This is a genomic window from Variovorax sp. 278MFTsu5.1, from assembly GCF_048305045.1.
Classification (GTDB): domain Bacteria; phylum Pseudomonadota; class Gammaproteobacteria; order Burkholderiales; family Burkholderiaceae_C; genus Variovorax; species Variovorax guangxiensis.
This window is the reverse complement of record NZ_CP157622.1, coordinates 3714501-3740781: the sequence shown is the minus strand read 5'-3', so window position 1 is coordinate 3740781 and position 26281 is coordinate 3714501. Positions and strand designations below refer to the sequence as shown.

Here is a 26281-nt window from a genome sequence, read left to right as displayed (position 1 = left end):
GGACCCTGCTCCGGAACACGGCGGCGGCTACTGCGGCGTGATGTCTCCGGTCGCCTTCCACCTGGCGATCCGCGTCATGTGGTATTGCAGGTAGAAGATGGCGAAGAAGAAGGTCATGGCTGCGGAGAGCCTGAGTCCGATCGGTTCGACATTGTTGTAGTGCTCGATCATCGAGCGCCTCATCGAGTAGCACCCGCAATAGAAGAGCACGTACGACAGGATCTGCAGCAGCAGGTCACGCCCCTGGTTGCCCGAGGAGTCGGAGGCGCTGTCCATCAGGCCCCCGATGACCGCCAGGATCATGTAGCCGATCAGGTACAGGGTCGCATTGGATCGAGGATCGATCTTGCGCACCCAGGTCGACTGGATGAAGGGCCAGACGAGGGCAAAGATGCCGAAGCTCAGCACCGTGAACAGCAGGACCAGCGCCCAATGCAGCCTGGGCGGCAGGTCCTGCTGCGGCACCACGGTCTGCTTTCCGAAGGAGGACGGAGGCGCGGCGTAGCCCGGCACCGCGGGCACCCGCTGCGGCGGCAAGGGAGGCGGCGAGACGGCGGCAGGCGCACCGGGCTGCGTCGCCCGTTCGCCGAACATCTGCAGGGCCGTCTGCCATTCGGCCATGCCCTCGCGCCAGACCATGTCCGTGGCGGCGATGTTGCCCCGGGCATAGAGCGCCCTGGCCTCGCTCTCTTCGTAGGGGCCGAAGGCCTGGCCGTTCCGGTTGACGTGGATGTGCAAGGCGAATCTCCCTCTTTCTGTTCTTGTGGGATGCAGGGTCTGCCCGAGCGCGCGCAGCCTCGACCGACCGGGCGAAGGCTCAAAGGGGCAGCGTGTCGAAGGCCGCGTAGGCCGTGGCCAGCCACGACTTCACTCGCTGGCGCTCCAGCAGGCCCAGCGCATGCGGGCCGTCGCGGTCGTTCACGGCCTTCCAGAAGCTGGTGTTCTGCGCGTCGATCTTGCGCATGCTCGCGTCGTGCAGGCGCGGCAGGGCGATTACGCGGGCGCCGTTCGCGGTGGCCTTCGAGAGCGACTGCGAGCCCAGCAGCATGCCGAAGTCGCTGCCGCGCCCGTAGTTCTGCACCACGATGTAGTTGGGGCGGCTGCCGAAGGTGTCGATCAGCGTGCCGAGCAGGTCGGTCGAGTCCTTGCCGTCGTCCAGCACGTGCCAGAAGTTGACGGTGACGCCGATCTCGGCGAACACGTCGAAAAGGTCCGATTCCTTGATCCAGCGCGCCAGCGGCGCCAGCGTCTGCGCCGCGAGGTCGACGATCACGCTCTGCTGCGGATTGGTCTCGAAGCCGTTGACGACCGTGTCCAGGCCCTCGAAGCTGTCGACCACCACCGGCGAGGCGAAGCCTTCGTAGAAGCGGGTGAAGGAGCTGTGCGAGCGGTCGGTGTCGAAGCCGGTGAAGGGCCGGCTGTGGTCGATGAAGTATTGGGCCAGCACCCGCGCGGTGACCGACTTGCCTACACCGCCTTTTTCGCCGCCGATGAAGTTGATGGAGCTCATGAGTTGCTGCTGCCTCGCATGGGTTGAGGAAGAGAGGGGGAGGGCCGGGCCATTCTAGGGGGCGGTTTTCTGCTTCGGCTTGCCACCCGCGGCCATCGCGTAACGGCGTGCAGCAAGAGACGGGCCCGCCCGGCTCATTTGGGCACGAGCGTGAAGAGAGGCATCACCACCCCCATAACCCAGTTCTGCCCGAAGTCGAGCGCCGCCCGGCGGTATTTCTCGTCCGCCTGTGCAGCCATGAGGTCGAGTCGCGCAACCACCTTGGAGAGTTCGCGGTCGGCCACGAGGTTGCGGCCGCGGTCGCTGATCTCGGTGGCCAGCAGCAGTGGCTGGCCGTCGGGGCCGGTCTTGGAGGAGATCAGCCACAGCGAGATCTCGAAGTTGCGCGCGGCCCGGAAGCTGTTCTCGGCGTTGACGCCGTCGAGCATGGTCTGGTCCCAGGTGTCGCCGTTGGCCTGCTTGAGCATGGTGGCCCAGCCGTAGACCAGCGCCGCGACGCGGTCGCCCTGGTAGCCCTGCGGCGTGGTGTCGAAGGCCATGCGGATGGCGTCGATGCCGCTGGCGCCCTTGAGTTCGGGCAGCGGCGGGCCCTTGAGCACGGCGTCCCAGGCGCGCTGGGTGGCTTCGTCCATGCTGGCGGCCGACTTGCGCCATTCGCGTGGGTTGCGCTTGTAGAGCGTGCTCTGCACCCGCCGCACCGACTGCAGGTTGTCGCGCAGCGAGAGATTGGCGATGCGGTTGGCGCCGGACTGCAGCCATTCCTGGTTGGTGTAGGGCTCGGCGCGCTCGGTGTCGCGCATCGACGAACAGCCGGCCATGCCGACCAGGGCGGCGAGCAGAACGGCAAGTCGGGTGGCCATGCGCGCCGGGCGGCGGGCCCATCGTGCGGCGAGGGGTGGAACCGGGGAATCGTGCATGCCCTGACGTTATCATCCACGGCTGGGGCGGCGGCCTGCTGCAAGCTGCGGGCCCGTGCAATTTTCCTTACAAATCAATACCTTGGCTCTACAGCCAAGGCAGGCCGACAAGTCGTGCGTCTTAATTCCATCAAGCTATCGGGCTTCAAGTCGTTCGCCGAACCCACCAACTTCATGCTGCCAGGCCAACTGGTGGGCGTCGTCGGGCCCAACGGCTGCGGCAAGTCGAACATCATGGATGCGGTGCGCTGGGTGCTCGGCGAATCGCGCGCCTCGGAGCTTCGCGGCGAGTCGATGCAGGACGTGATCTTCAACGGCACGACGACCCGCAAGCAGGCCAGCCGTTCGAGCGTGGAATTGGTGTTCGACAACGCCGACCACCGCGCCGGCGGCCAGTGGAACCAGTTCAGCGAGATCGCTGTGCGCCGCGTGCTGACCCGCGACGGCACCAGCAGCTACTACATCAACAACCAGCCGGTGCGCCGCCGCGACGTGCAGGACGTGTTCCTGGGCACCGGCCTCGGCCCGCGCGCCTACGCCATCATCGGGCAGGGCACGATCAGCCGGATCATCGAATCCAAGCCCGAGGAGCTGCGCCTCTTCCTCGAGGAGGCCGCCGGCGTCTCCAAGTACAAGGAGCGCCGCCGCGAGACCGAGAATCGCCTGGGCGACACGCGCGAGAACCTCACGCGAGTGGAAGACATTCTTCGCGAACTCAACGCCAACCTCGAGAAGCTCGAGAAGCAGGCCGAGGTGGCCGCCCGCTACAACGCACTGCAGGGCGATGCCACGAAGAAGCAGCATCAGCTGTGGTTCCTCAAGCGCAGCGAGAGCAATGCCGACCAGGCGAAGATCAAGGCCGATTCCGAGCGCGCGATCAACGACCTCGAATCGCGCACGGCCGACCTGCGCCACATCGAGGCCGAGCTCGAAACCGTGCGCCAGGCCCACTACGGCGCCGGCGACCAGGTCAACCAGGCGCAAGGCAAGCTCTATGAGGCCAGCGCCGAAGTTGGCCGGCTCGAAGGCGAGATCCGTTTCGTGGTCGAGGGCCGCCAGCGCGTCGAGCAGCGCCTCGTCCAGTTGCGCGAGCAGATGGGCCAATGGGGCCGCCGCCGCGAGGAAGCCGAAGCCGAGATCGAGACGCTGGCCGGCGCGGGCGTCGATGCCGAAGAGCAGGCCATCATGCTGGCCGCACAGCTCGAGGAACACGATGCGCGCATGCCCGAGCTCGAAGAAGCTGTGCAGCGCGCGCAGGACGAAGCCAACGCCCAGCGCACGACCGTGTCGCAGGTGCAGCAGCAGATCCAGGTGCTGGCCGCCGACCAGCGCAACATCGAGGAACAGAGCCGCCAGCTCATGCAGCGCAGCGAACGCCTGCGCGCCGACCAGAACGCACTGGCCGCGCCCGACGAGGCCCGCCTGCTCGACATGCAGGAGCAGTACGCGATGGCGCAGGAGGCGGCGAGCGAATCCGACGCGCGCCTGCAGGAGCTGCTCGAAGCCGTGCCGCAGCTCGACGACGATCGCCGCACGAAGCAACAGGCCGTCAACACCGAGGGCGCCCGCCACGCCGAGTTCTCGGCCCGCCTGGAGGCGCTGCGCGCGCTGCAGGAAAAGGTCAAGACCGACGGCAAGCTGGCCCCCTGGCTCGCCAAGCACGGCCTCGACGGCCTGCAGGGCCTGTGGAGCCGCATCCACATCGAGCAGGGCTGGGAGAACGCGCTCGAAGCGGCGCTGCGCGAGCGCCTGGGTGCGCTCGAGGTCAGCAGGCTGGAAATGGTCCGCGCCTTCGGCAACGACGCGCCGCCCGCGAAGCTGGCCTTCTACAGCCCGCCGGCCGCCAGCACGCCCGAGGGCTCGGCCGCGCTGCCGCGCCTGTCGAGCCTGCTGCGCCTGAACGATGCGGGCCAGCAGGCCCTGCTGAACGACTGGCTGCACGGCTGCTACACCGCCGCGAGCTTCGAGGAAGCGCTGGCCCAGCGCGGCTCGCTGCAGCCGGGCGAGGTCATCTATGTGCGCAGCGGCCATGCCGTGTCGGCGCACAGCGTCAATTTCTACGCGCCCGATTCCGAGCAGGCCGGCCTGCTGGCCCGCCAGCAGGAAATGGAAAACCTGGAGCGCCAGCTGCGCGCCCAGACGCTCATCACCGAGGAAGCGCGTACCGCGCTGGTCCGCGCCGAAGCCGCGTATGCCGACGCCGCCTCGCGCCTCGTCACGGCACGGCGCGAAGCCGCCGAAACCCAGTCGCGCGCGCACGAGCTGCAGGTCGAGACGCTGCGCATGACGCAGCTGGCCGAGCAGACCCGCGCCCGAAGCCAGCAGTTGGCTTCCGACATCGGCGAAGTCGATGCGCAACTCGAGGAGCTGCAGGAAAGGCGCATTGCCGCCGAAGGCCGCTTCGAGGAACTCGACATGCAGCTGGCCGACAGCCAGGAACGCCATGCCGAGCTCGACGAACGCGTGATCGAGGCCACCCGCGCGCTGGCCGCCAGCCGCGAGCAGCACCGCAGCCTCGAGCGCCAGGCGCAGGAGGCCACCTTCTCGCAGCGCACGCTCGAAGCACGCCGTGCCGAACTCAACCGCTCGATCGAGACCGCCGCGCAGCAGACCGTCGCGCTGACCGACGAGGACGAGCGCGCCCGCGCCGAGCTGAGCCGCCTGTCCGACGCCGCCGCGCAGGCCGGCCTGCAGGACGCGCTGTCGCTCAAGCTCGAACGCGAAGCCGCACTGGGCTCGGCGCGCAGCCAGTACGACGACCTCACGCTCAAGCTGCGCGCCAGCGACGAACGCCGCCTGCAGCTGGAGCGCGAGCTCGATCCGCTGCGCCAGCGCATCACCGAGTTCCAGCTCAAGGAGCAGGCCGCGCGCCTGGGCGTCGAGCAATACCAGCAGCTGCTGGACGACGCCGGTGCCGATCTCGAAGCCGTGGAGCAGTCGATCGAGGCCGACAAGGTGAAGCTCACCGGCCTGCAGAGCGAAATCGACCGCCTCAACCGCGAGGTGGTCGCGCTCGGCGCGGTGAACCTGGCGGCGCTGGACGAACTGGCCATTGCCAGCGAGCGCAAGACCTTCCTCGACGCCCAGTCGGCCGACCTGAACGAAGCCATCGGCACGCTGGAAGACGCCATCCGCAAGATCGACGCCGAGACACGCGACCTGCTGGGCGGCACCTTCAAGATCGTCAACGAGCACTTCAGCCGCATGTTCCCCGAACTCTTCGGCGGCGGCAACGCCAAGCTCATGATGACCGGCGACGAGATCCTCGACTCCGGCGTGCAGGTGATGGCGCAGCCCCCGGGCAAGAAGAACCAGACCATTCACCTGCTGTCGGGCGGCGAGAAGGCGCTCACGGCCATTGCGCTCGTGTTCGCCATCTTCCAGCTGAACCCGGCGCCTTTCTGCCTGCTCGACGAAGTGGACGCGCCGCTGGACGACGCCAACACCGAGCGCTATGCCAAACTCGTCTCCGCCATGAGCCGCGAAACCCAGTTCCTCTTCATCAGCCACAACAAGATCGCCATGGAAATGGCCGAACAGCTGATCGGCGTGACGATGCAGGAGCAGGGCGTGTCGCGCATCGTGGCTGTCGACATGGAGTCGGCGGTCTCGATGGTCGAAGCCGCATAAGCCGGGCGGCAACGATCCATGAGCAATCTCACACTCGCCCTGGCAATCTTCGGCGGCCTCGTTCTCGCGGCCGTTGTCGGCTACGAGGCCATGATGTCGCGCCGCAACGCGCCCCGCCAACCCGATGCAGTCGACGTCGCGCTCGACGAGGCCGAGCGCGCGCTGGCCGCTGGCGATGACGGCGTGGAGCCGGTGCTGCACGCCGATCCGAACAAGGTGCAGGGCTCCGACCGGCATGAGCCGCTGTTCGACCCCGATCTTCCTGCGCCCAGCGGCGTGCCCGCGCCCGCGGCCGAGCGCCGCGGCGGGCTCGATCCGCTGATCGACGTGATCGCGCCGATCTCGCTCGATGGCCTGGCCTCGGGCGACGCCGCCATCGCCGCCATGCCGCCCACGCGCCGCGCGGGCAGCAAGCCGGTGGCCATCGAGGGCCTGAACGAACACACCGGCCAGTGGGAGCCGCCCGTGCCCGGCCAGCGCTACAGCGCCTTCCAGGTCGGCGTGCAGCTGGCCAACCGCACCGGGGCGCTCAACGAGATCGAGTACTCCGAGTTCGTGGTCAAGGCCCAGGCCTTTGCCGATGCCGTCAACGGCGCGCCCGAGTTTCCCGAGATGCTCGACGAGGTGGCGCGCGCCCGCGAGCTCGACCAGTTCGCCAGCGCGCACGATGCGCAGCTGGGCTTCGTGCTGCGCGCGCTGCATGCGGCCTGGAGCCCGGGCTACGTGCAGCAGAACGCCGCGCGCCTCGGTTTCGTGGCTGGCATCATCCCGGGCCGCATGGTGCTGCCGACCAGCGAGGCGGGCCTGCCGCCGATCCTCGGGCTGGCCTTCGACACCCAGGCCGCGCTGGCCGACGATCCGGCCCAGTCGGCCATCCGCGAACTCAGCCTGAGCCTGGACGTGCCGCAGGTCGACCGTGCCGAGGAACCCTTCCGCCGCATGCGCGAAGCCGCCGCCACGCTGGCGCGCGAGATGGACGGCGTGGTCACCGACAGCGACGGCCAGCTGCTGCGCGACGAGACCATGGACGTGATCGGCGCCGACCTCGAACAGCTCTACGACACGCTCGACGGGCGCGACCTTGCGGCGGGCTCTCCGCTGGCGCGGCGGCTCTTCAGCTAATCCGATTCCTCCCCGGGAGACACCATGACGACGCGCGACGAAGCGGCACGCGAAGCCGCCGCACTGAGCGAACAGCTCCACAGGCACGCCCATCTCTACTACGTGCTCGACGCGCCCGAGCTGCCGGACGCGGAGTACGACAAGCTCTTCCAACGCCTGCAGGCCATCGAAGCCGAGTTCCCCGATCTGCGCACGCCCGATTCGCCGACCCAGCGCGTGGGCGGCAAGGTGCTCGACGGCTTCGTCAAGGTGCGCCACAAGGTGCCGATGCTGTCGATCCGCACCGAAACCGACATCACGCCCGGCGGCGCCAGCGCCTTCGATGCGCGCGTGCGCCGCGAGCTTGGCCTGGCCGAGGACGGCCCGCAGGTGAGCTACGTCTGCGAGCTGAAGTTCGACGGGCTGGCCATGAACCTGCGCTACGAGAACGGCGTGCTGGTGCAGGCCGCGACGCGCGGCGACGGCGAGGTGGGCGAGGAGGTCACGCAGAACATCCGCACGGTGCGCGAGATTCCCTTGCGCCTCAACGGCAAGGCGCCGCCGGTGGTCGAGGTGCGCGGCGAGGTCTACATGAAGCGCGCGGATTTCGACGCGCTCAACGAACGCCAACGCCAGAAGATCGCCGAGGAGCAGAAGAACGAGAAGGTGTTCGTCAATCCGCGCAATGCGGCCGCCGGTGCGGTGCGCCAGCTCGATCCGGCGATCGCCGCGGCGCGGCCGCTGAGCTTCTTTGCCTATGGGTTGGGCGAGGTGACGCCCGCCGCCGAAGGCGGGCCCGACTGGCCCACGCAGTTCGACTGGCTGCAGCAGTTCCACGAATGGGGCTTCCCGGTCGCCACGCAGACGGCCCGTGCCACAGGCGCTATCGAACTCATAGCATTCCACGAGAACATCGGCCGCCAGCGCGATGCCTTGCCCTACGACATCGACGGCGTGGTCTACAAGGTCGACAGCATCGAGCTGCAGCGGCAGCTGGGCTTCGTCTCGCGCGAGCCGCGCTGGGCCGTGGCCCACAAGTACCCCGCCCAGGAGCAGCTGACCGAGGTGGTCGGCATCGAGATCCAGGTCGGGCGCACCGGCAAGCTCACGCCTGTGGCCAAGCTTGCGCCGGTGTTCGTCGGCGGCGTGACCGTGACCAATGCGACGCTGCACAACGAGGACGAGGCCCGCCGCAAGGACGTTCGCGTGGGCGACACGGTGATCGTGCGCCGCGCGGGGGACGTGATTCCCGAGGTGGTCGGCGTGGCACCGGACAGCCTGGCCAAGCCGCAAGAGCAGCGCGGCGCCGTCTTCACGATGCCGCACAAGTGCCCCGTGTGCGGCTCGGAAGCCGTGCGCGAGGAGGGGGAAGTCGATTACCGCTGCACCGGCGGCCTGTTCTGCGCGGCGCAGCGCAAGGAGGCCATCCTGCACTTTGCGGCGCGCCGCGCCGTGGACGTCGACGGGCTGGGCGACAAGCTGGTCGAACAGCTCGTGGATTCGAACCTGATCCGCACCTTGCCCGACCTCTACAAGCTGGGCTTCACCACGCTGGCGGGACTGGATCGAATGGCGGAGAAGTCGGCAAAGAACCTCGTCGATGCCCTCGAAGCCTCGAAGAAGACCACGCTGCCGCGCTTCCTGTTCGGGCTGGGCATCCGGCACGTGGGCGAGTCGACCGCGAAGGACCTGGCCAAGCATTTCGGCAAGCTGGATTCGATCATGGACGCGACCGAAGAACAGCTGCTCGAGGTGAACGACGTCGGCCCGGTGGTCGCGCAGAGCCTGCGCACCTTCTTCGACCAGCCGCACAACCGCGAGGTGGTCGAGCAACTGCGCGCCTGCGGACTGACCTGGGAAGAGGGCGAGCCGGCCGCCAGGGCGCCGAAGCCGCTGGCGGGACTGACCTTCGTCATCACCGGCACCCTTCCTACGCTGAGCCGCGACGAAGCGAAGGATAAATTGGAGGCGGCCGGCGCGAAGGTGTCCGGCTCGGTCAGCAAGAAGACCCACTACCTGGTGGCCGGCGAAGAGGCCGGGAGCAAGCTCGAGAAGGCGCGCGAAGCCGGCGTGGAGATCATCGACGAGGCGCGTATGCTGGAGATCCTCGCCAACGGCGTTGCTGCGGCCTGAACGGGGCGCAGTCGGCAAAGGCGGCCACCGGCCCTCTTTACCGGCCGTTACGCGACTTCATCGGAGCGCAGTCAACAGGGTCTAAAACCTGGCGTTGAAAGCTAATTGAAGGCCACAAGGAGAGTCCCTCATGAAAAAAATTCGAGTTCTCGGTGCCCTTGCTGCAGCCGGTGGCGTCGTGCTGCTGTCGGGCTGCGTGGGCGTGCCCGCCGATCCCTACTACGGCGGGGGCTATTCGTCGGGGCCTTACTACAGCGAGCCTGCGCCTGTGGTGGTGCCGGCGCCGGTCTACATCAACGGCGGGGCCTACTACGAGCGGCGTCCGCGCTACTACGACAGGCCTTACTACGATCGTCCGGGCTATCCGGCACGCCCGCCGGTCTGGGGTGGCGGTGGCCGGCCGGTAGCTCCGCCGGTGGTGGTGCCGCCCCGGCCGCCGATCGCTGGTGGCGGTCCGGGTTCGATCCCCACACCACCGCGCGGCAACGCGCGACTGTGGACTTCTCCCGACTCCAAGACTCAGACCCCTCCCTGATTCCCCGTCGGGAGTGGAGAACCGGAGCCATCGCGATAATCCCGCCATGGCCATCCGCGAAATCCTGAAAATGGGCGACCCCCGGCTGCTGCGCATCGCGCAGCCGGTCGCCGCCTTCGATACCGACGAGCTGCACATGCTGGTGCGCGACATGTTCGAGACCATGCATGCTGTCAATGGCGCCGGCCTTGCCGCGCCGCAGATCGGCGTCGACCAGCAGCTAGTGATCTTCGGCACCGACGTCGTGAATCCGCGCTATCCCGATGCGCCACCGGTGCCGCGCACCGTGCTGCTGAACCCCATCATCACGCCGCTGAACGGCGAGGAAGAGGAAGGCTGGGAAGGGTGCCTGTCGGTGCCGGGCCTGCGCGGCGTGGTGCCGCGCTTCGCCAACATCCGCTACTCCGGGTTCGACCCGTATGGCGATCCGATCGAGCGGGTCGCCACCGGTTTTCATGCGCGCGTGGTGCAGCATGAAGTCGACCATCTCCTGGGCAAGCTCTACCCGATGCGGGTGCGCGATTTCTCGCGCTTCGGCTACACCGAGGTACTGTTCCCGGGCCTCGATGCTGCCGACGACGATTGAGCCGGGTCGGCTCAGTTGTACTTGCTGCTCAGTGCGAAGCGGCCGCCACCCATGAAAGCGAGGCCGAGGGCCGCGGCCAGGAACATGCCCTGCAGTTCGAGCGCCCAGCCGCCTTGCTTGCCGAGTGCGCCCAGTTCCTTCGTATGGACCAGCACGATCGCCACCACCATGTTGATGGCCACGATCCAGGCCGCAGGCCGCGTGTAGAGGCCGACGATCAGCAGCACCGGCGCCACCACTTCCCCGACGTAGACCAGGTAGGCCAATGCGCCCGGCAGCCCGTGCTGGGCCAGCATGCCGGAGATGAAGCCGACGCCGCCTTGGAGCTTGGCGATGCCATGCAGCAGGATCAGCACGCCAAGCGAAACGCGCAGGATGAACTTGCCGGTGTCGTCGGATTTGACCATTGTGTGGATTCCCATTGAGTGGTTGTTGAAGGGCCGTATGGTAGTGAACCCTGGGCCTGTCGATCCAGCCTTGTGCGGCGCATATGCATCCAACCCGGAGTTCTTTGGCAGAGTCCGGCGTCGGCCCGTACACTGCCTTTTGCTTACCGTTGTTGAGGAGAACACCAATGATGAACAAACGATTCCGCCCGGCACTGCTCGCAGGCGCCTGCATCGCCGCCATGGCCTTCGCTGCTCCGGCTTTTGCCGGCAAGACGCTCGACGCGGTCAAGCAGCGCGGCACCGTCAAGTGCGGCGTGACCAACGGCGTGGCCGGCTTCTCGGCGCCCGACACGCAGGGCAACTGGTCGGGGCTGGATGTCGACACCTGCCGCGCCATCGCGGCGGCCGTGCTCGGCGACGGCAAGAAGGTCGACTTCGTGCCGCTCAACTCTCAGCAGCGCTTCTCGGCCCTGCAGGCCGGCGAGATCGACATCCTCGCTCGCAACACCACCTGGACGCTCACGCGTGACGCCTCGCTGGGCTTCAACTTCACCACCATCACCTACTACGACGGCCAGGGCTTCCTGGTGCCGAAGAAGCTGAAGGTGACGAGCGCCAGGCAGCTGAAGAACGCCACCATCTGCACCCAGTCGGGCACCACCAACGAGAAGAACGTGTCGGACTACTTCCGCGCGCAGGGCATTCCGGTCAAGACCGTGGTGTTCGAGAGCTTCGAGGCCTCGTTCAAGGCCTTCTTCTCGGGCCGCTGCCAGGCCTTCACGACGGACGCCTCGGCGCTGGCCGGCCTGCGCAACAAGGAAGCGACCAACCCCGACGACTACATCATCCTGCCCGAGCTGATCTCCAAGGAGCCGCTGGCGCCGCTGGTGCGCCGCGGCGACGACGAGTGGTTCGCCATCGCCAAGTGGGTGCCGAACGCGCTCATCGAGGCGGAGGAGTTCGGCATCACCCAGGCCAACGCCGACGAGCTCAAGGCCAGCAGCAAGGACCCGGCACAGCAGCGCCTGCTGGGCAGCGGTGAAGACCTCGGCAAGCTGCTGGGCCTGGACAAGGACTGGTCCTTCCGCGCCATCAAGGCCGTGGGCAACTACGGCGAGATCTTCGAGCGCAACGTCGGGCCCAAGTCGGTGCTGAAGCTGCCGCGCGGCTCCAACAACCTGTGGAGCAAGGGCGGCCTGATCTACGCACCTCCCGTTCGATGAACGACCGGGCCTCGCGCCGCGGGGTCTGGCTGGCCTGGGCCGTCCAGGCCCTGCTGGTGCTGGCCGTGGTGGCCGGCGCCGTCTGGGTGGTGCACCACGCGCTCGAAGTGCTGCGTGCCCGCGGCGTGCGATCGGGCTTCGACTTCCTGACCGAGCCCACGGGCTTTTCCATCAGCGAAGGCTGGCTCGACTTCGATGCCAGCCAGCCGTTCTGGCGCGCCTTCCTCGCGGGCCTGATCAACACGGTGCGCGCGGCGGTGCCGGCGGCCATCTTCTCGGTGGTGTTGGGCACGCTGATCGGCATCGGCCGGCTGGCCCCGCATGTGCTGCTGCGCGGCATCTGCACCGCGTATGTCGAGCTGGTGCGAAACGTGCCGCTCTTGGTGCAGCTGCTGATGCTGGCTTTCGCGATGGCCAACCTGCTGCCCGATCCGACGGAGCCGGTACGGCTGCTGCCGGGCGTGTGGCTGAGCAAGGGCGGCCTCAGCGTGCCGTGGCCGATGATGGGCGAGGGCGGCCTGCATTTCGAGCTTCCAGAGCGCGGTGATTTCGGCGTGAGCGGTGGCGCGGCGCTGAGCCCGGAGTACGTGACCATCGTGGCCGGCCTGAGCCTCTATTCGGCCGCCTTCGTGGCCGAGATCGTGCGCGCGGGCATCCTGTCGGTGCCCCAGGGGCAGGTGCTGGCGGGGCAGGCGCTGGGGCTGTCGCCGGTGCAGCAGCTGCGCATCGTCGTGCTGCCGCAGGCCCTGCGGGTGATCGTGCCTTCGCTCACCAACCAGATCCTAAGCCTCACCAAGAACTCGTCGCTGGCGGTGGCGGTGGGCTATCCGGAACTGGTATCGGTGGCCAACACCACCATCGGCACGAACGGCCGGGCCTTCGAGTGCATCGCGATCATCATGGCGGTCTACCTGATGCTGTCGCTGGTGATCTCCTTGGGCATGAACCGCTACAACGCGCGCGTCGCATTGCGGGGCTGGCGATGAGGAATGCCGCGCGGGGGCCGATCGCCTGGCGCAGCGAACTCTGGGGTTCGCCGCTTCGCGCGGTCGCGACGCTGCTGCTGCTGGCGTTGTTCGCCTGGATCGGCTTCCACGTCGTCGAATGGGGCGTCGTGCACGCGGTGTTCCGTCCCGATGCCGAGGCCTGTCGCGCGGTGCAGCACGGCGCCTGCTGGGGCGTGGTGGCCGAGAAGTGGCGGCCGATGCTTTTCGGGCGCTTTCCGTACGAGGAGCAATGGCGCCCGGCCATCGCCGTGGTCGTGCTGTCGGCGGTGACGATGCTCAGCGCCTGGCCACGCAGCTGGCGCTGGTGGCTGGTGCCGCTGTGGGTCGTCGCGCTGCTGCTCTTCGTGCTGCTGATGCGCGGCGGCGTACTGGGCCTGAGCCATGTGCCCACCGGACGCTGGGGCGGCCTGCCGCTGACCATCGGGCTCGCGGTGGTGGGGCTGGCGCTGGCCTTTCCACTCGCGCTGCTGCTGGCGCTGGGGCGGCGCTCCGGATGGCCCGTGGTGCGCACGCTGAGCGCGAGCTACATCGAGCTGGTGCGCGGCGTGCCGCTGATCTCGGTGCTGTTCATGGCCTCCTTCCTGCTGCCGCTGCTGTGGCCGGCCGGGTGGCAGCCCGATGTGCTGGTGCGCGTGCTCGCGGGCCTGGCGCTCTTCGTGGCCGCGTACCTTGCGGAGATCATCCGCGGCGGCCTGCAGGCCGTGCCGCGCGGGCAGACCGAAGTGGCGATGGCGCTGGGCTTCGGCCGCTGGCCGGTGCAGCGCGACATCGTGCTGCCGCAGGCGCTGCGGCTCGTCGTGCCCGCGCTGACCAACAACGTGGTCGGCACGCTGAAGGACACTTCGCTGGTCACCGTGGTCGGGCTCTTCGAGCTCACGGGTGCGCTGGGGCTGGCGTTGGGCGGCGACCCGACCTGGCGGCCGTTCTACCTCGAGGGCTATCTCTTCATCGCTGCGGTCTACTGGTTGCTGTGTTTCGGGCTCTCGCGCTACAGCGTGTGGCTCGAAAAGCGGCTGTCGGCCGCGCCCTGACCGGTGGCGCCGCCGGCTCCTGTACACTCCGGGGCTTCATGTCGAGCCAACGCTTCCCCTTCGCATCCTTCGCAGCCCCCATGGGCCGCATGATGCCGCCTGCCTCCGCGCAGGCGATGGTCGTTGCCCGAATGATTACCACCATTACCACCGCGGCCACCTGAGCACGCGCAGGTGGCCGTTCCGGCAGCCACCTGGTGTATCGCTCTCTCCCCGAACGAATGAACCCAGCTCTGGCAGCTGGGTTTTGTTTTTTCGTCAGGAGTTGTCCATGTACCGCGATCCCGTTGAATCCCTAGAGCCCTTGCACCACCGCCATGCGGCCATTCGTACCCTGCGCGTGGGAATGATCGGCATCGGCACCGTGGGCTCGGGCACCTTCCGCGTGCTGGCGCGCAACCGGGCCGACATCGCCGCGCGGGCGGGCCGGTCCATCGAACTGGTGATGGTCGCCGCGCGCAACCTGGAGCGAGCGGCCGGCGTCGTGGGAGACAGCGTCGCATTGACGGCCGACGCGATGCAGGTCGCAACGCATCCCGACGTCGACGTGGTGGTCGAAGTGGCCGGCGGCACCGGCCCGGCGCGTGACTGGGTGCTGGCCGCCATCGCGCACGGCAAGCACGTGGTCACGGCCAACAAGGCGCTGCTGGCCGTGTACGGCGCCGAAATCTTCGCCGCCGCGCGCGAGAAGGGCGTGATCGTGGCTTACGAGGGCGCCGTGGCCGTCAGCATCCCCATCATCAAGGCGCTGCGCGAAGGCCTCGCCGCCAACCGCATCGAATGGGTGGCCGGCATCATCAACGGCACCACCAACTTCATCCTGAGCAAGATGCGCGACGAGGGCCTGGATTTCGCCGCCGCACTCGCGCAGGCCCAGGCGCTGGGCTATGCCGAGGCCGACCCCAGCTTCGACATCGAGGGCATCGACGCGGCCCACAAGCTGACCCTGCTGGCGGCCAACGCCTTCGGCATGCCGCTTCGCTTTGCCGACGCACAGGTCGAGGGCATCACCGCGCTGCAGGGCGTGGATGTGGCCTGCGCCGAGCAGTTGGGCTACCGCATCAAGCTGCTCGGCGTCGCGCGCCGGCAGGCGGCCGGCGTCGAGTTGCGCGTGCAGCCGGTGCTCGTGCCGGCCACGCACCTGATGGCGCAGGTGAATGGCTCGATGAACGCCGTCATGGTGAAGAGCGACGCAGCCGGCCTCACGATGTATTACGGCGCGGGCGCCGGCTCGGAGCAGACGGCTTCCGCCGTGATCGCCGACCTGGTCGACGTGGCGCGTCTCGATGGCGTCCATGCCGCTCAGCACGTGCCGCACCTTGGCGTCCATGCGCATGCGACCAACGCGCTGGCCGTGCTGCCGCGCGCAGCCGTCCACACATCGCACTACCTGCGCGTGCCGGTGCATGCGGTCAATCAGATCCAGGCCGTCGCGGCCAGTCTCGCCGAGCAGAAAGTGCCGGTGCGCCAGGTCGCGCTGGCCGCCGAGCGGCCCGGCATGGGGCCGCAGGTATTGGTGCTGACCGGCCCGGTGGAGCAGGGCACGCTCGACCTGGCCGTGCATGCGCTGCAGGCGCGCGCCGAGGTGGCGGGCGCGGTCACGACCCTGCGCGTGGAGTCGCTGGAAGGCTGAGCGGGCTCAGCTCGGCATAGCCGGTGAGCGGATCGAGCGTTCGCGCGAATCGCCAGTCGGGCAGCACGGCGACGAGGATCTCGGCCGTGGTCCGCACGACGCACCCCGGCGCCGCATGCCCGCCGGAGACACGGCCCTCGGCATCCGACACGCTGATGTGCAGATGCGATCCGTCCGGCGACAGGCTGCCCGCCAGCGTGAGGATTTCCAGGTCGCCCTCGATGCGGGCCGGCGTCGGCGCACCCGCGAACCGGATGCTCGCGCCGCTCAGGCTGCCGATGCCCGAGACGACGAAGGCCGCATCGCTCCCGCTTCGGCCCAGCGCCGAATCGAGCGAAGCGCGCAGGTCGTCGCCCGGGTTCAGCCGCAGCACCAGCGTCCGCATGCGGCTTCAGTTTCCGGAGAGCGCACCGTCCACGACCTGCTGCGCCTCCTCGAGGATGCGCGCGAGATGCTCCTCGCCCTTGAAGCTCTCGCCATAGATCTTGTAGATGTTCTCCGTGCCCGAGGGCCGCGCGGCGAACCAGCCGTTGGCGGTCACGACCTTCACGCCGCCGATGGCCGCGCCGTTGCCCGGCGCATGGCTCAGCACCTCGACGATCCTGTCGCCTGCCAGCTCGGTGGAGCGAATCTGCTGCGGCGACAGGCTCGACAGCCGCTTCTTCTGCTCGACCGTGGCCGGCGCGTCCACCCGGTTCGACACCGGCCTGCCCAGCGCCTGCGTCAGCTCGGCATAGCGCTCGCCGGGGTCGCGTCCGGTGCGCGCGGCGATCTCGGCGGAAAGCAGGGCTGGCACCATGCCGTCCTTGTCGGTGGTCCACACCGAGCCGTCCTTGCGCAGGAAGGTTGCGCCCGCGCTCTCTTCGCCGCCAAAGGCCAGCGAAGCGTCGACCAACCCGTCGACGAACCACTTGAAGCCCACCGGCACCTCGTGCAGCCTGCGGCCAAGCCGGTTGGCGACGCGGTCGATCATCTGGCTGCTCACCACCGTCTTGCCGATGGCCGCCTGCGCGGGCCAGTTCGGGCGGTGCGTGTAGAGGTAGTCGATCATCACCGCGAGGTAGCTGTTGGGCTGCATCAGCCCGGTGCTGCCGGCGACGACGCCGTGGCGGTCGTGGTCGGTGTCGCAGGCGAAGGCGATGCCGAAGCGGTCCTTCAGCTCGATCAGCTTGTGCATCGCGTCGGGCGACGACGGGTCCATGCGGATGCGGCCGTCCCAGTCGAGCGACATGAAGCGGAAGGTCGGGTCGACCTCGCGGCTGAGCACGTTCAGGCGTTTGAGCTTGTAGCGCTCGGCGATGGCGGGCCAGTAGCGCACGCCGGCGCCGCCCAGCGGATCGACGCCCAGGTCGATGTTCACGTCGCGGATCGCGTCCATGTCGAGCACCTGCGCCAGGTCTTCGACGTAGCTGTTCAGGTAGTCGTGGCGGTGCGTGGTCGAAGCGCGCAGCGCCTGCGCGAGCGGCATGCGCTTCACGCCTTCCAGGCCGTTCGCCAGCATCCTGTTGGCCGCGGCCTCCACGGCCGAGGTGATGTCGGTGCCGGCCGGGCCGCCGTTGGGCGGGTTGTACTTGAAGCCGCCGCTCTCGGGCGGATTGTGCGAGGGCGTGATGACGATGCCGTCGGCCAGCCCCGAGGTGCGGCCGCGGTTGTAGACCAGGATCGCGTGCGAGACGGCCGGCGTCGGCGTGTACTCGTCGTCCTTCGAGATCATCAGCTCGACGCCGTTTGCCGCCAGCACCTCGACCGCGCTGCCGAAGGCCGGAGTGGAGAGCGCATGCGTGTCGATGCCGAGGAAGAGGGGGCCGTCGATGCCTTGCTGCCTGCGGTAGTCGCAGATGGCCTGGCTGATCGCGAGCACGTGCCACTCGTTGAAGGCATCGTCGAAGGAAGAGCCCCGGTGCCCCGAAGTGCCGAAGGCCACGCGCTGCGAAGGCACCGACGGGTCGGGCCGGCCGGTGTAGTAGGCCGAGACGAGTCGCGGCACGTCGACCAGCAGTTCGATGGGGGCGGGCTTGCCCGCGAGAGGGTTGCTTGCTTGGCTCATGTGGACGGGAAGTCGAAGTTGATGAGATCCGAGATGCGCTCGACGGTGATGTCGGCGGGTGCGTGGGCCGCGTTGGCCCCGGCGTCGAGCGCATAGTGCCCTTGCCGCACGAAGACGGTTGTAAGACGCGGTCCCCAGATGGCTTTCATGGCCGAGAGGATGCGCAGCTTGTCGTCGATCATCACGTAGTGCCGCGCGGGGTGGTGCTGCTCGACGGCGTCGAGCATCTCCTCCTTGTGCACGTAGATCAGCACGCGGCCCTCGGTGGCCTCCCACAGGCCCGAGCGCTGCACCTTGCGCGGCTGCAGGACCACGTCGCCGTCCGAGAGGATCACGGTGGGGCCGTGGCGGCGCAGGTGCTTCAGCGTTTCGAGCGCGCCGGGGTAGAGCCTGTCGGCGAAGGGGTAGTCGACCACGAACCCGGACATCCGCAGCAGCTGCGGGTCGCTCATGCCGCTGCGGCCCGCGCCGGCGCGAAAGAGCTGCAGCGCGCCGAGGTAGTCGACGTAGCCGAGTTCGTCGCGCAGCTTCTCGAAGCCCGTCCAGTAGCGGCTGGCGACCTCGGCGCCGAAAGCCTCGTCGAGGCGGGCATGGAGATCGGCGATGAAGCGGTCGTTGTCGAGCAGGGTGTTGTCGACGTCGATCAGGAAGACCGTGGCAGGGGTTTGTGTCATGGGTTCGTGCCCGAGGGGCCTTGACTGCAATGGGCTGCGCGCGTTGCTTTCAGCATACCCCTCGAATGCGACGCCGGGCCGCGCCCCCGTGATTTAGTTGATGCATCGAGGCCCGCTGGCTTAACCTGTGCCACAGGGCCGCCCCCGGAGTTGAATAAGCTTCCGCACAGCATGAAGAACGACGAAGGAGCAAGAAAGATGCGCATCCACGCGAACGGTCGACACCTGCCCGTCATGGCTGCCCTGGGCCTCTGCCTCGCCCTGGCCGCCTGCCAGGCGCCCCCCGCCGACCGGCCCCTGACTTCGGAAGTGCCCGAACCCCCGAGCTTCGTCACGCCGCCCGAGACCTGCCAGGCGGCCTCCGTGCGCTTCGGACTGGGGCTGCGCATCACCCAGCAGTTGCTGGAGGAAATGCGCCAGCGCGCCGGCGCCCGCATGGCGCGCAGCGTGCTCGCGACCGAGCCGGCCGACCCGGCGCAGGACATGATGCGGCTCAACGTGCAGGTCGAGCCCACCGGCCGGGTGGTCGGCGCGTACTGCGGCTAGCGGACTTCGCCGGACCACGCCACCGTGATGTATACGAAGGTGTTGTGGTGCAAACACGTACCGGTAACAAATCTTCGCTGCAAAGGGTGGATCAGTCCCAATTGGGAGAACAATAGCCCGCGACTTCCGGAGCTCCAGTCTTTTGTCGAACCAGCAACCCACAGTCTCGTTGCCGTCGTACTACGACGGATCGGCCCGCCTCCCGCCGGATGAGGTGCTGCGCCCGCTGATGGCGGACTGGGCCCGGGCCGGCAAGCGGCTGGCCGCGGTCTGTTACATCGATGTCGACCGCTTCGCCGAGCTGAATTCGCGCCTGGGCATGGTCGCGGGCAATGCGGCCCTGGAGGAAGTGGCCCGCCGTATCAAGGCCGAGCTGCCGCGCGAGAGCGTGATGGCGCGCGTGGGCGGCGACGAGTTCGCGGCCCTGTTCGCCGGCCTCGGCACCTCGCAGTGCGCGCAGGTGCTGGAGCGCATCCAGGCATCGCTCGCCGAGCCCTGGGACTGGCGCGGCCAGTCGGCCAGCATCGACGCGAGCATCGGCGCCATGCTGCTCGACAGCAACGGCCCGCCCCCCGAGACGGCGCTGCGCCAGGCGCAGCACGCGGCCTTCTTCGCCAAGCGCGCGGCCGACGGCAAGGTGCACTACTTCGACGCCCCGCAGGCACGCGCCGACGAGCAGGTGGTGCGCGAGCGCCAGCGCATCCAGGAAGGGCTGCTGCAGGGCGAGTTCTTCCTTGTCTACCAGCCCAAGGTCGACATGCTGCGCGGCGTGGTGGTCGGCGTCGAGGCGCTGATCCGCTGGCAGCACCCCGAGCGCGGCCTGATGCCGCCCTCGCAGTTCGTTCCGCTGATCGAAGACGACGCGCTGGTCGAGCAGGTCGGCGACTGGGCCATCGCCACCGCGCTGTGGCAGGCGCACCAGTGGCGCCTCGCGGGCCTGCAGATCTCGGTGAGCGTGAACGTGGCGCCGCGCCACATGATGCGCTGGGACTTCGTCGAGCGCCTCGCACGGCACCTCGCGCAGTTTCCGAAGCAGGGCGAGGGCATGCTCGAACTCGAGATCCTCGAGACCACGGCCATCAGCCAGTTCGCGAACGTCGCCTTGTTCGTCGAAGCTTGCAAGCTGCTCGGCGTGGGCGTCACCATCGACGACTTCGGCACCGGGTACTCGTCGCTGACCTACCTGCGCCAGCTGCCGGTGTCGACGGTGAAGATCGACCAGTCCTTCGTGCGCGGCATGCTCGACAACAGCCAGGACCGGGCCATCGTGCAGGGCATCATCGCGCTGCTTCACGCGCTGGGCCTCACGGCCGTGGCCGAGGGCGTCGAGACGGTGAAGCAGGGCGAGGCGCTGCTGGCCATGGGCTGCACGCTGGGACAGGGCTTCGGCATCAGCAAGCCGATGGCGGCCAAGGACGTGGCGCCGTGGGTGACCCAATACGAGCGCGCCCCGCTGTGGGGCCGCGACGGGTGGCCCACCCTGGGCCTCCCCGGTTAGGGCCTGTTCACACTATTTCCGGGGTCGCGAAGGGCCGCCAGGGCGGGCCAATCAAGGCGCGCGACGACGTGTGTGCATGCGCACACGCTAGGAGCGCAACGCCGAGTGGCCCGCCCTGGCGGCCCTTCCCGCAGGGTTGGAGCACCAACGCGAGCCCGGAAATAGTGTGAACAGGCCCTAGAGCAGCGGCGTGTAGGGCGATGTCATCGGGCTCAGCGTGGTGCCGCTTCCGGTGCCGTAGCCGGGCACGCCGATGCTGCTGGAGCCGCCGAACACATAGCGCAGGTAGACGCTGCCGGTGAACTGCCGGTAGTTCTGCGCATTGTTGAACCCCAGCGCCCCGCCCAGGAACATCTTCGGCGCCAGCTGGTACTCCACCACCGCGGCCAGGTTGTAGGCCAGGCCGGTCTTGGAGCTGCTGGCGTAGGTGTTGTTGTAGGCCGAGCTGCTCAGCCCCAGCGCCAGCGCCTGGTAGGCGGCGCTCGATGCGGCCGCGTTGCGCGACGGGTCCGTCGGGAAGTAGGGCGACGACTTCTGGGTGAACGACTGCACGCCCAGCGAGGCGTTCAGGCGCCACGAGAGCCTGTCGCTGCGCCCGCTCCAGTCGACCGGGAAGGCCACGCTCACGAAGCTCTGCGGGCTGAAGTAGCCGCCTTGCCCGAAGGTGTAGTAGCTCAGATTCTTCTGGTAGCCCATCAGCCCGATGTTCATGCCCAGCGTGAGCTTGGAGTTCGGGCTGTTCAGCAGGTGCAGGTAGGCGCCGCCACCGGTTTCCACGCGCGAGTTGCTCTGCACGTTCCTGCCGGTGATGCCGTGCGCGGCGAGGTAGCTGTACACGCCGTAGGTGCCGTCGTCATAGCCGATGTCGCCGCGCACGCCGGTGGCGACCACGCCGCCCCAGCGCTCGTTGGTGCGCTCGTCCTTGGCGCCCGCGAACGACAGCACGCTGTCGGTCACGGCGCGGCGGGAGATGTCGGCCTTGTAGTTCCAGGAGTCGCCGATGCTGCCCTTGAATGTCACGTTGCCGACCACGTTGGTGGTGGGAAAGCCCAGCGGCGTGGTGCCGATGCCGGCATCGATGTTCTTGCCCTCGTAGCCCACGTTGAGCCCGACGCCGGCCGCATTCTGCTGGCCGGCCGAGGCGCCGCTGCGCAGCGCGTTCAGTGCGGCGCTGGGGCCGCCGCCGAAGCGGCTGCCGGTGGCGTAGTCGCTCGCGGGCGTGCCGGCATCGAGCACGGTGGGCGTCACGCCCACGACGATCTTGCCTTCACCCGCAGGGAAGCGCGCCTGTATCGGCAGCTGGAAGTCCGACAGCCGGCTCAGCCCCGCCTCGCCGGCGCGGTTGCGGTACACCGTGCCCGCCGTGAGGCTCACGGCGCGCTGCGATTCGAGCTCCTGCAGCTCGGCGGCCACCGAGCTCGTCGCGGGCGCGCTGCGCGGCGGCGCATTCCAGCCGGTGTCCGCGCGCGGCGTGTTGGCCTGCGCATACGCGGCATTCGCCTGCGGATAGCCGGGAGCCGGATAGCCGCCGGGCTGCTGCGCCGGCGGAATGTAGACCGGCGCGACCTGCTGCGTGCCGGGCACCGGGTACTGGGGCAATGGCTGCTGCATCGGCTGCGCGATGTACGCGGAGGCCTGTGGCACGTTGTTCGGGTTCGCTGCGGCATTGCGCGCCGTGCGCGTCGACGACGACTTGGCCGCCGTCGTGCGGCCCTTGGCGTTCGACGCCACAGCGCCGGGATTCCAAGGCAGGGCGCCAGGCGGATAGGCATTCGGTGCCGCAGCCGCGGGATAGGCCGGATACGCCTGGTTCGCCGCCGGATAGGCCTGCGCGACCGGGTAACCCGCCGGCACCGGAGATGCCTGATAGGACGCCGGTTGCATGCGCGCCTGAGCGAATGGATTGCCGTTGGCTGCCGGATAGCTGGCCGGCACGGCCGCGCTCGGCGCGCCGCCCGTCATGCCCGCAAAGGGATTGGCCGGCGGCAACGGCGAGGCCGCCATGCCGCCGGGCGCGAAGCCGCCCGACGCCACCTGCCGCTCGGCCTCGACCGCCGCGCGCAGGTACTGCTCGGCCTTGCGGCTCTCGCCCGCGTTGCGATAGACGCGTCCGGCCGCCGCGAGCACGCGCGACTGGTCGGGGGCCTGCTTGAGCGCGGCCATCACGTAGTTCTCGGCCGAGCTGTGGTCGCGCTGCGCGCTGGCGCTGGCCGCGGCGGCGAGCAGGGTGTCGAGATCGGTCGGGTTGCGCTGGAGCACGCGCTGGTAGAGCGCGAGCGCCTGGCCTTCGTCGCGCGCCGCCGAGTACAGCCGCGCCAGCGCGGCCAGCGCCTGCGGATCGTCCGGGCGCTCGGCGAGCACCGGCGCCATCGCGTTGTAGGCCGCTTCGAGGTTGCCGGCCTCGCGCAGCGAATCCGTCTGGCGCAGCGCGAAGGCGATGCGCAGGTTGTCGAAGTCGGCGCGCTGGCTGGCCGTCATGTTGGTGGTGGCCAGCTGGCGCAGCACGGCCGACAGCTCGATGTCCTGCCTGGTCTTGAGCAGCACCGAGGCGTACAGCAGCCGGTCGCCGGTGCTCGGCGTGGGCGAGCGCGCCAGCAGCTGGCGGCTCATGGCTAGGGCGCGCGGCGCGTCGCCGATCTCGGCATAGGCGCCCGCGAGCTGGCCCCAGAGCTCGGCCGGCATGTCGGCGCTGAGCGCCGACTCTGCCTGCGCGAGCACGCCGCGTGCGGCATCCACCTGGCCCTGGCGAGCCAGCGCCTGCGCGCGCGCCGCCTGCTGCTGCGCCCAGAGGCGGCGCTGCAGTGCCGCCATGTCGCGCGTGCGCGAGCCGGCGGGAATGCGTTCGAGGTACTGGATGCCCGCTGCCGCGTCGCCGGTCTCGGAGGCGAGCAGGGCGCTGGCGTAGAGCGCGTCGGGCATGTCGGGCTGCGACATCAGCAGGCCCTCCATCACGCCGCGCGCTTCGGACACCATGCCGCGCTTGCGGTAGAGATTGGCGAGGTCCAGCCGCACCCAGGGGCTGTCGGGCGCGGCGAGCATCGCGTCTTCCAGCGTGCGCTGCGCGCCGGCCGTATCGCCAGCATCGGCCTGCTGGCGGGCGCGGTTGCGCGCCTGCTCGACCTGGATGTCGCGCAATCCGCCCAGCTGCGTGGCCTGCTCGGGCGTGAGGCGGCGCGACAGGGCCAGCGCCTCGTCGGGGCGGCCGGTCTGGCCGTAGACCGAGATCAGCCCGCGCAGCGCCTGCGTGTTCTGCGGACGGCTTTCGAGCACGCGCTTGTAGCCCTGTTCGGCCTGCGCGTAGTCACCCGCGGCGGCGCGCAGGTCGGCCAGCGCGTTCTGGCCCACGGGTTCGCGCGGATCGATGCGCACCGCGCGTTCGTAGAGCGACTGCGCGCCCCGCAGGTCGTTCTTGCCCTGGGCGGCCCTGGCCTGCCCGACCAGCACCCAGTAGCTGGCGCTCTGCAGCGCCGAATTCCATTTGCTGCCGCCGCCGCGCACCGCGCGCTCCAGCAGCTCCTGCGCCTCGGCGAAACGCTCCTGGCGCAGGCGCACCAGGCCCAGTCCGCCCAGCGCCTCGGTGTCGTCGGCCTTGGTGCGAAGCGCCTGCTGGAAGCGCTGCTCGGCGGTGCTCGCATCGCCGCGGTCCAGCGCCTTGAAGCCTTCGCCCACCGGAACGCCGGGCGAGCTGGTGGCCGCGGCCTTGGCGGTGGTGAGGCTTTCCAGCCGCGCGGCCACGGCTGCGTCGGTCTGGTTGTTGCTCAGGTATTCCTGGTAGAGCGGAACGTCGGGCTGGCGGGCGTCGAGCCAGATCAGCGCCTGCCGCCACGCGGCGCGCGCGGCGCTGGCAACGGCTGGCTGCCTGGTCAGCTCGACCAGCTCACGGATGCCGGCGCGGCGCGTCGATTCGCTGTATGTCTTCTGCTGCGCCAGCGCGAGCTTGTAGCTGGTGTTTTCCGGGTGATCCTTCACCAGCTGTTCGAGGCCCCGGCGGCCTTCGTCGGCGCCCTGGGGCGTGCTGGCCAGCACCTGGTAGTACTCGAGTGCCAGCGCCTCGGGCGGCGGGCGGTTGTCGAACTGGCTGCGGTACAGCTCCACCGCCTCGGCGGCACGGCCGGCACGCGCGGCGGCGCGGGCGCGCTGCAGCGTGCTCTGCGCGCCGGCAGGCTGCTGCGACTGCTGCTGCAGGCGGGCGAGGCGGCTGTCGTTCGGGTTCGCGGTGCGCAGCCTGGCGATCCAGCCGCGCGCGGCCTCGGAGTTGCCGCGCGAGAGCTCGACCTGCGCCATGCCGTACATCGCGTCGGTCGACTGGGGCTGCACGCTCAGCAGCTTCTTCCAGCTTTCCTCGGCGAGATCGGCACGGCCCTGGGCCTGCCAGTAGTTGCCTTGCTCGATCAGCGCGGCGCTGGCGTCTGCCTGCGCGTGAGCGGGGTTGGCGGCGCACAGCGCGACGAGCATGCCGAGGCAGGCCGTCCATTGACGGGTTTGCGGCGAGAGCGAAAAAGGGCTTGGGAAAGGACGCGAGCCGGGGGCGACGCCGAGCGAGCGCCGGGGCTTCAGGCCGGTCGATTGGGACGGCATAGCGTTCTCCATGAGGTTTGCAGCTGGCCGTTGCGGCCGAATTCATAGCGGCCGTCGAGCCACGCCTGTCCGAAAAGCAACAGGCACTGTTCGTAGTACGGCAAGGGCGCCACGGGTGGCGTCGTTGCGTTGGGGGCGGGAGGCGTCGCACGGCCGCCGGGCACACGGGCGACCTGGTCGGCCAGGGCGTCGGCGGCGTCCAGCGCCTTGAGGTAGGGCAGCATTGCGCCCGAGAAGCCCAGCGGCGCCATGCCGCGGACCTGGCCGGTGACGGTGTCGACGTACTCGGGCACCGCGTGGTTCTCGGCGAGTGCCTGGCGCGGGCCGCGCAGGCTCAGCAGCAGCATCTTGCGCGCCGGGTCGCGCTCGGAAAGCATGCCTGCCCAGAGGTAAACGCGGATGGCGTCGTAGCTGCCGGTGACGCCCTTCTGCGGATCGGCCACGAACGAGCGCGAATCCTGCGACCAGGCGCACCAGTCGGGCGCGAAGCCCTTGGGCGTGACGGCGCCGAACATGCGCAGCGTGTTGTCGATGACCTCGTTCCACGGGCCGGCCGCGTCGGCCTGCTGGAAGTAGCGCAGCAGTTGCAGCGGCGCATAGCTCGGGTTGAGGCGCCACAGCGGCCCGCTCGCCACCGACTTGGGCCAGGGCAGCAGCATGCGCCCGAGGCCCGGCACGTTGATGATCTCCTCGCGCACCGCCAGCGCCAGCACTTCGCGGCCGAGCGTGCGATAGGCGGCATCGTTCCAGAGGCGGCCGGCTTCCATCAGCGAATAGGCGATCCACAGGTCGGCGTCCGAGGCGGCGTTGGCGTCGAGCACGCCCCAGCCGCCGGCCGGCTTGCGGCCCCATTGCCAGGCCGGCAACTGCCTGGCGAGGCTGCCGCCTGCGAGGTTGGCCTCGGTCCAGGCCAGCACGCGAGAGAAGGTGGCACGGTCGTTGTGGACCAGCGCGAAGAACATGCCGTACGACTGGCCCTCGGAGGTCGATTGCTGCTGCGGCGTGTTGAAGTCGATCACCCGGCCGTCGGGCTGTATGTGGCGCGCGGCGAAGGCGGCCCAGTCGGTGGCGGGGTGGCAGGCCGGTGCGGCAGCTGGAGCAGCGGCAGGCGCCGGGGGCGCTGCGGTGGGCGCTGCAGCGGCCATCCGGGGCAGCGCCAGCGCCAGCCCGGCCGCGCCCAGCAGGGCGCGCCGGCTCGCAAGCCGCTCGGGTGGGGGCGCCGTGTTCGAGCGTCGCATGAGTT

20 protein-coding genes are annotated in these 26281 nt (G+C 69.2%); 11 read left to right on the top strand and 9 right to left on the bottom strand.

All coding sequences use genetic code 11. The features are described from left to right. Window positions 1-27: 27 nt before the first annotated feature. The 3 genes from ABL844_RS17360 to ABL844_RS17350 form a co-directional block, all read right to left on the bottom strand. A complete protein-coding gene (locus tag ABL844_RS17360; protein WP_418128311.1) occupies window positions 28-738 on the bottom strand; it encodes a DUF4339 domain-containing protein in 711 nt (236 codons plus the stop codon). 79 nt (window positions 739-817) lie between these two features. After that, window positions 818-1510 carry a mobilization protein gene (locus ABL844_RS17355; RefSeq protein ID WP_418128310.1) on the bottom strand — a complete coding sequence of 231 codons (693 nt, stop codon included), beginning with the start codon at window positions 1508-1510 and terminating at the stop codon, window positions 818-820. 134 nt (window positions 1511-1644) lie between these two features. Continuing rightward, entirely contained in the window at window positions 1645-2370 is a 726-nt protein-coding gene (locus ABL844_RS17350; RefSeq protein ID WP_369662209.1) for a hypothetical protein, read from the bottom strand. A gap of 171 nt (window positions 2371-2541) precedes the next feature. On the opposite strand from ABL844_RS17350, the gene smc reads away from it, so the two are divergent. The 5 genes from smc to def all read left to right on the top strand — a co-directional run bounded on the left by smc (window position 2542) and on the right by def (window position 10412). After that, window positions 2542-6057, top strand: coding sequence for a chromosome segregation protein SMC (gene smc, locus ABL844_RS17345; RefSeq protein WP_418128309.1), 3516 nt, complete (start codon window positions 2542-2544; stop codon window positions 6055-6057). 18 nt (window positions 6058-6075) lie between these two features. Beyond that, window positions 6076-7179, top strand: coding sequence for a cell division protein ZipA C-terminal FtsZ-binding domain-containing protein (locus ABL844_RS17340; protein ID WP_126020229.1), 1104 nt, complete (start codon window positions 6076-6078; stop codon window positions 7177-7179). Window positions 7180-7203: 24 nt separating this feature from the next. Continuing rightward, window positions 7204-9291 (top strand): NAD-dependent DNA ligase LigA, encoded by a 2088-nt coding sequence (gene ligA, locus ABL844_RS17335; protein ID WP_418128308.1) that lies wholly within the window; start codon window positions 7204-7206, stop codon window positions 9289-9291. Between the two features lie 130 nt (window positions 9292-9421). Then, window positions 9422-9826 carry a hypothetical protein gene (locus ABL844_RS17330; protein ID WP_126020226.1) on the top strand — a complete coding sequence of 135 codons (405 nt, stop codon included), beginning with the start codon at window positions 9422-9424 and terminating at the stop codon, window positions 9824-9826. A 46-nt stretch (window positions 9827-9872) separates the two neighbouring features. Further along, window positions 9873-10412 (top strand): peptide deformylase, encoded by a 540-nt coding sequence (gene def / locus ABL844_RS17325; RefSeq protein ID WP_126020224.1) that lies wholly within the window; start codon window positions 9873-9875, stop codon window positions 10410-10412. An 11-nt stretch (window positions 10413-10423) separates the two neighbouring features. Here def and ABL844_RS17320 read toward each other — a convergent pair whose 3' ends face one another. Continuing rightward, window positions 10424-10819, bottom strand: coding sequence for a DoxX family protein (locus tag ABL844_RS17320; protein ID WP_418116520.1), 396 nt, complete (start codon window positions 10817-10819; stop codon window positions 10424-10426). A gap of 170 nt (window positions 10820-10989) precedes the next feature. Here ABL844_RS17320 and ABL844_RS17315 point away from each other — a divergent pair, with 170 nt between their 5' ends. The 4 genes from ABL844_RS17315 to ABL844_RS17300 all read left to right on the top strand — a co-directional run bounded on the left by ABL844_RS17315 (window position 10990) and on the right by ABL844_RS17300 (window position 15695). Next, window positions 10990-12024, top strand: coding sequence for an amino acid ABC transporter substrate-binding protein (locus tag ABL844_RS17315; RefSeq protein WP_184638737.1), 1035 nt, complete (start codon window positions 10990-10992; stop codon window positions 12022-12024). Continuing rightward, complete coding sequence (locus ABL844_RS17310; protein WP_184637669.1) at window positions 12021-13010, top strand: amino acid ABC transporter permease; 990 nt, start codon at window positions 12021-12023, stop codon at window positions 13008-13010. Before ABL844_RS17315 ends, ABL844_RS17310 begins: the two co-directional genes overlap by 4 nt. Further along, window positions 13007-14062, top strand: a complete 1056-nt coding sequence (locus ABL844_RS17305) for an amino acid ABC transporter permease (protein WP_418128307.1) — start codon at window positions 13007-13009, stop codon at window positions 14060-14062. Before ABL844_RS17310 ends, ABL844_RS17305 begins: the two co-directional genes overlap by 4 nt. 271 nt (window positions 14063-14333) lie before the next feature. Continuing rightward, window positions 14334-15695 carry a homoserine dehydrogenase gene (locus tag ABL844_RS17300; RefSeq protein ID WP_418128306.1) on the top strand — a complete coding sequence of 454 codons (1362 nt, stop codon included), beginning with the start codon at window positions 14334-14336 and terminating at the stop codon, window positions 15693-15695. Here the strand turns inward: ABL844_RS17300 and ABL844_RS17295 are convergent. Genes ABL844_RS17295 through ABL844_RS17285 form a run of 3 tightly spaced genes read right to left on the bottom strand, consistent with a single transcriptional unit; the run spans window position 15661 to window position 18416 of the window. Further along, the gene (locus ABL844_RS17295; protein ID WP_184637675.1) at window positions 15661-16080 is read right to left on the bottom strand and encodes a PPC domain-containing DNA-binding protein; all 420 of its coding nucleotides are present in this window, start codon (window positions 16078-16080) and stop codon (window positions 15661-15663) included. The two genes, ABL844_RS17300 and ABL844_RS17295, sit on opposite strands and share 35 nt — an antisense overlap. Window positions 16081-16086: 6 nt before the next feature. Beyond that, on the bottom strand, window positions 16087-17742 hold the full coding sequence (gene pgm, locus ABL844_RS17290) for a phosphoglucomutase (alpha-D-glucose-1,6-bisphosphate-dependent) (protein WP_418128305.1): 1656 nt from the start codon (window positions 17740-17742) through the stop codon (window positions 16087-16089). Beyond that, entirely contained in the window at window positions 17739-18416 is a 678-nt protein-coding gene (locus ABL844_RS17285) for an HAD family hydrolase (RefSeq protein ID WP_418116514.1), read from the bottom strand. The genes pgm and ABL844_RS17285 overlap by 4 nt, the downstream gene beginning before the upstream one ends. Window positions 18417-18587: 171 nt before the next feature. Here ABL844_RS17285 and ABL844_RS17280 point away from each other — a divergent pair, with 171 nt between their 5' ends. Further along, window positions 18588-18962, top strand: a complete 375-nt coding sequence (locus tag ABL844_RS17280; protein ID WP_418128304.1) for a hypothetical protein — start codon at window positions 18588-18590, stop codon at window positions 18960-18962. Between the two features lie 142 nt (window positions 18963-19104). Next, the gene (locus ABL844_RS17275) at window positions 19105-20460 is read left to right on the top strand and encodes a putative bifunctional diguanylate cyclase/phosphodiesterase (RefSeq protein ID WP_418121162.1); all 1356 of its coding nucleotides are present in this window, start codon (window positions 19105-19107) and stop codon (window positions 20458-20460) included. Window positions 20461-20637: 177 nt separating this feature from the next. Here the strand turns inward: ABL844_RS17275 and ABL844_RS17270 are convergent, their stop codons facing one another. Next, window positions 20638-25038: a cellulose synthase subunit BcsC-related outer membrane protein gene (locus ABL844_RS17270; RefSeq protein WP_418128303.1), complete on the bottom strand. Its 4401-nt coding sequence runs from the start codon at window positions 25036-25038 to the stop codon at window positions 20638-20640. Continuing rightward, window positions 25014-26276, bottom strand: a complete 1263-nt coding sequence (gene bcsZ, locus ABL844_RS17265; RefSeq protein ID WP_418128302.1) for a cellulose synthase complex periplasmic endoglucanase BcsZ — start codon at window positions 26274-26276, stop codon at window positions 25014-25016. Before bcsZ ends, ABL844_RS17270 begins: the two co-directional genes overlap by 25 nt. Between the last annotated feature and the right edge of the window lie 5 nt (window positions 26277-26281).

Excerpts from the sequence above, each read along its gene's own strand:
- ABL844_RS17355 (WP_418128310.1), bottom strand. The coding sequence starts at position 1,510 with ATGAGCTCCATCAACTTCATCGGCGGCGAAAAAGGCGGTGTAGGCAAG.
- ABL844_RS17350 (WP_369662209.1), bottom strand. The coding sequence starts at position 2,370 with ATGGCCACCCGACTTGCCGTTCTGCTCGCCGCCCTGGTCGGCATGGCC.
- ABL844_RS17340 (WP_126020229.1), top strand. The coding sequence starts at position 6,076 with ATGAGCAATCTCACACTCGCCCTGGCAATCTTCGGCGGCCTCGTTCTC.
- ligA (WP_418128308.1), top strand. The coding sequence starts at position 7,204 with ATGACGACGCGCGACGAAGCGGCACGCGAAGCCGCCGCACTGAGCGAA.
- ABL844_RS17330 (WP_126020226.1), top strand. The coding sequence starts at position 9,422 with ATGAAAAAAATTCGAGTTCTCGGTGCCCTTGCTGCAGCCGGTGGCGTC.
- def (WP_126020224.1), top strand. The coding sequence starts at position 9,873 with ATGGCCATCCGCGAAATCCTGAAAATGGGCGACCCCCGGCTGCTGCGC.
- ABL844_RS17320 (WP_418116520.1), bottom strand. The coding sequence starts at position 10,819 with ATGGTCAAATCCGACGACACCGGCAAGTTCATCCTGCGCGTTTCGCTT.
- ABL844_RS17315 (WP_184638737.1), top strand. The coding sequence starts at position 10,990 with ATGAACAAACGATTCCGCCCGGCACTGCTCGCAGGCGCCTGCATCGCC.
- ABL844_RS17310 (WP_184637669.1), top strand. The coding sequence starts at position 12,021 with ATGAACGACCGGGCCTCGCGCCGCGGGGTCTGGCTGGCCTGGGCCGTC.
- ABL844_RS17305 (WP_418128307.1), top strand. The coding sequence starts at position 13,007 with ATGAGGAATGCCGCGCGGGGGCCGATCGCCTGGCGCAGCGAACTCTGG.
- ABL844_RS17300 (WP_418128306.1), top strand. The coding sequence starts at position 14,334 with ATGTACCGCGATCCCGTTGAATCCCTAGAGCCCTTGCACCACCGCCAT.
- ABL844_RS17295 (WP_184637675.1), bottom strand. The coding sequence starts at position 16,080 with ATGCGGACGCTGGTGCTGCGGCTGAACCCGGGCGACGACCTGCGCGCT.
- pgm (WP_418128305.1), bottom strand. The coding sequence starts at position 17,742 with ATGAGCCAAGCAAGCAACCCTCTCGCGGGCAAGCCCGCCCCCATCGAA.
- ABL844_RS17285 (WP_418116514.1), bottom strand. The coding sequence starts at position 18,416 with ATGACACAAACCCCTGCCACGGTCTTCCTGATCGACGTCGACAACACC.
- ABL844_RS17280 (WP_418128304.1), top strand. The coding sequence starts at position 18,588 with ATGAAGAACGACGAAGGAGCAAGAAAGATGCGCATCCACGCGAACGGT.
- ABL844_RS17270 (WP_418128303.1), bottom strand. The coding sequence starts at position 25,038 with ATGCCGTCCCAATCGACCGGCCTGAAGCCCCGGCGCTCGCTCGGCGTC.
- bcsZ (WP_418128302.1), bottom strand. The coding sequence starts at position 26,276 with ATGCGACGCTCGAACACGGCGCCCCCACCCGAGCGGCTTGCGAGCCGG.